Annotated in this window: 4 protein-coding genes; 2 read left to right on the top strand and 2 right to left on the bottom strand. The window is 60.8% G+C overall.

What is annotated here, in order from left to right; translation table 11 throughout:
• Both ACRC1E_RS00990 and ACRC1E_RS00985 read right to left on the bottom strand, forming a co-directional pair.
• A partial coding sequence (locus tag ACRC1E_RS00990) for an agmatine deiminase family protein (protein ID WP_438513244.1) occupies positions 1–304 on the bottom strand: 304 nt, incomplete at its 3' end.
• 24 nt (positions 305–328) lie between these two features.
• Positions 329–802 (bottom strand): Lrp/AsnC ligand binding domain-containing protein, encoded by a 474-nt coding sequence (locus tag ACRC1E_RS00985; protein ID WP_438513243.1) that lies wholly within the window; start codon positions 800–802, stop codon positions 329–331.
• Between the two features lie 140 nt (positions 803–942).
• Here ACRC1E_RS00985 and ACRC1E_RS00980 point away from each other — a divergent pair, with 140 nt between their 5' ends.
• Positions 943–2,244 carry a D-amino acid dehydrogenase gene (locus ACRC1E_RS00980; protein WP_438513242.1) on the top strand — a complete coding sequence of 434 codons (1,302 nt, stop codon included), beginning with the start codon at positions 943–945 and terminating at the stop codon, positions 2,242–2,244.
• A complete protein-coding gene (gene alr, locus ACRC1E_RS00975) occupies positions 2,244–3,299 on the top strand; it encodes an alanine racemase (protein ID WP_438513241.1) in 1,056 nt (351 codons plus the stop codon). Before ACRC1E_RS00980 ends, alr begins: the two co-directional genes overlap by 1 nt.
• The last annotated feature ends 161 nt before the right edge of the window (positions 3,300–3,460 follow it).

The raw sequence follows: 3,460 nt of genomic DNA, 5'->3' as shown, positions 1-3,460 counted from the left end.
CGCAGTAGCGTTCGGAGCCGAAACGCTCGCTGACGATGGGCGAGGGCAGTTCCAGTAGCTCGAAACGGCGTCCGCGGGTATCTCGCGCCAGTTCCAGTGCGCGGCGGTTTTCCTGCATGATTTTGAAATAGTCCCCCTGATCCTGCTTAGCCGACTGTAGCAGGATACGGCCCGGTGCGATAAAGGAGGCGATGCCGTCTACGTGGCCATCGGTTTCGACTTCATCCGGATTGCCCGGCAGCCAGATGATCTGGGTGACCCCCAGCATGCGCATCAGCTCGTTCTCTATTTCCTGCCGGCTCATATGCGGGTTGGTGAATATTGGCCGTCAAGCCAGCGGCAGATGCAGTGTTTCCTTGATTTCTTCCATCACCACATAGCTTTTTGATTCGTTGGCGGCCGGCAGCTTGAGCAGGATGTCGCCCAACAGCTTGCGGTATTGCGACATGTCGGCGATACGCGCCTTGATCAGATAGTCAAAATCGCCGGACACCAGATGGCAGTCGAGGATTTCGGGGATTTTCTGCACGTCGCGGCGAAAGGCATCGAAGATGTCGCCCGATTTGTGGGACAGCTTGATTTCGACAAAGACCAGCAAGGACGCACCCAGCGCCTGCGGGTTGAGACGGGTGTAGTAGCCGCTAATCACGCCTTCACGTTCCATGCGCCGCACCCGTTCGCTGCATGGTGTGGTCGATAATCCGACTTTATCTGCCAGTTCGGTCATCGCGATGCGGGCATTGCCCTGTAGCTCGCGCAGTATCTTGCGGTCCATCTTGTCCAGCGTGCCGGTCTTGTTCATGGTTTCCCTTTTTATGATTATTTTGCCTTAATTTTTCGCTTATTTTGCCGTATTTTTTGGTGAAAAAAACTGGCTTGGCATCAATATACTACGCCAAATAACTAAATATGAATTCGGCTGCAACAGCCCCAGGAGAGAACATGAAAGTCGTGGTGCTAGGTGGTGGTGTAGTGGGGATTTCGACAGCCTGGTATCTGGCCAAGGCAGGCTGCGAGGTAACGGTGCTTGAGCGCCAGAGTGGTGTGGCGCTGGAAACCAGTTTCGGCAACGCCGGCCAGATTTCCCCCGGCTATGCCGCGCCGTGGGCCGCGCCCGGTATTCCGCTTAAAGCTGCCAAGTGGCTGTTTCAGCGCCATGCGCCGCTGGCCGTGCGCCCGGACGGTTCGCGTTACCAGTTGCAGTGGATGGCGCAGATGCTCGCCAACTGCAATGCCAAGGCTTACAACGTCAACAAGAGCCGCATGATGCGCCTGGCCGAATACAGCCGCGACAAGATCCGCCAGTTGCGTGCCGAAACCGGCCTCGCTTATGAGGGGCGCGAGGGCGGCACTTTGCAGCTGTTTCGCAGTCAGGCACAAGTCGATGCCATGGGCAAGGATATTGCCGTGCTGGAAGAGTGCGGCGTAGCCTATCAGGTGCTGGCGCGCGATCAGCTTGCCAGCGTCGAGCCTGCGCTCGCGCGGGTCAAGCACAAGCTTACCGGCGGCCTGCGTCTGCCCAATGACGAGACCGGCGATTGCCAGCTGTTTACCTCGCGTCTGGCCGAAATGTGTGTCGATGCCGGCGTGCGTTTCGTGTTCGATGTTGCCATCGAGCGTATCGAAGAGGCTAACGGCAAGGTGTCGGGCATCGTGGCGGGGGGGGAGCGTTATGTGGCCGACCATTATGTGGTGGCGCTGGGGAGTTACTCGCGTGAGCTGTTGCAAAACCTCTATATCGATATTCCGGTGTATCCGGTCAAGGGCTATTCGCTGACCTTGCCTATCGTCAACGCGGCGGCCGCGCCGGTATCGACCATCCTTGATGAAACCTACAAAGTGGCGGTGACGCGTTTCGATAACCGCATCCGCGTCGGCGGCATGGCCGAACTCTCCGGCTACAACCTGGCGCTCAATCCGCGCAGGCGTGCGACGCTGGAAATGGTGGTGTCCGATCTGTATCCGGATGGCGGCGACGTCAAGGCCGCCAGCTTCTGGACCGGCCTGCGTCCGATGACGCCGGACGGCACGCCCATCATCGGCGGCACCCGTCTGGCTAATCTGTCGCTCAACACCGGCCACGGTACGCTGGGCTGGACCATGTGCGCCGGCTCGGGCAAGGTGCTGGCCGACATGATTACCGGCCAGACGCCTGAAATCTGCATCGACGGCCTGTCGATGCAGCGTTATGCCAAGCCCGGCCAGACGCTGGTAACGCCGACGCGCACACTGGTGACCGGCTGATGCGCCCGCTGTTTGCCGAAATCCGTCTGGATGCGTTGCGGGACAATTACCGGACCGCACGCGCGCTATCCGGTGGCCGCACACTGGCGGTGGTCAAGGCCAACGCCTATGGCCACGGCGCGCTGCGCTGTGCGCGGGTGCTGGAGGACGAGGCTGACGGCTTTGCTGTTGCCTGCATCGAAGAAGCGCTGGCGTTGCGCGAAGGCGGCATCCGCGCGCCCATCCTGCTATTGGAAGGCGTGTTCGAGGCCGATGAATACCGGCTGTGTGCCGAGCAAGACTTATGGTGCGTGGTGCAAAATGAAACCCAGCTGGCCATGCTGGAGGCGAGCGGGGTTTCAGTGCCGCTTCATATCTGGCTGAAAATGGACTCCGGCATGCACCGCGCCGGTTTCGCGCCAGAAGATTACGCGCTGGCATGGCAGCGGCTGCAAGCGAGTGGCAAGGTTACGGCTATCGTCAGGATGAGCCATTTCGCCCGCGCCGACGAACCCGAACAGCCGATGACGCTGGCGCAGATCGAAACCTTCGATGCGGCGTGTCGCCAGTTGGGGGGCGATGAAAGCCTCGCCAATTCGGCCGGCCTGATGGCTCACCCGCGCGCGCGGCGTGCATGGAGCCGCGCCGGCATCATGCTCTACGGCATCAATCCCTTGCCGCAGGGGCGTGGGCCTGAACTCAAGCCGGTGATGCGTCTGGCTAGTCGGGTATTTGGCGTGCGCGAAATCGCCGCCGGCGAGCCGCTGGGCTACGGCAACAATTTTGTGGCCAAGTGCCCGACCCGGGTGGGGTTGGTGGCCTGCGGTTACGCCGATGGCTACCCGCGGCTGGCTTCCAGCGGCAGCCCGGTAGCGGTGGACGGGCAGCGCACGCAGGTGATAGGGCGGGTGTCTATGGATATGCTGACAGTCGACCTGACTGATTTGCCGCAAGCCGGCATCGGGTCCGAGGTCGAGCTGTGGGGTGATGTTGTCAATGTAAACGAGGTGGCGGCAGCAGCCGGCACCATTGCCTATGAAGTGCTGTGCAATGTGAAGCGCGCGCGTTTCGTCTGAGTTCGATGTGTGTGCCCTCTCTCTCACCCGGCCTCGGCCGGGTTTTTTTATCCGGGCGCCGCTGTTAGTGGCGGCGGGCTGATCGCTTGTGCGATTTCAGCCGCCAATTGTGCCGTCGCTACGCTTAAGGCTGCAACCAGCGCATCGTAACCATCACCTTG

Source organism: Craterilacuibacter sp. (assembly GCF_051659485.1).
In the GTDB taxonomy this organism is placed as follows: Bacteria; Pseudomonadota; Gammaproteobacteria; order Burkholderiales; family Chromobacteriaceae; genus Craterilacuibacter.
This window is presented reverse-complemented; position numbering and strand designations above follow the sequence as displayed.

Excerpts from the sequence above, each read along its gene's own strand:
- ACRC1E_RS00985 (WP_438513243.1), bottom strand. The coding sequence starts at position 802 with ATGAACAAGACCGGCACGCTGGACAAGATGGACCGCAAGATACTGCGC.
- ACRC1E_RS00980 (WP_438513242.1), top strand. The coding sequence starts at position 943 with ATGAAAGTCGTGGTGCTAGGTGGTGGTGTAGTGGGGATTTCGACAGCC.
- alr (WP_438513241.1), top strand. The coding sequence starts at position 2,244 with ATGCGCCCGCTGTTTGCCGAAATCCGTCTGGATGCGTTGCGGGACAAT.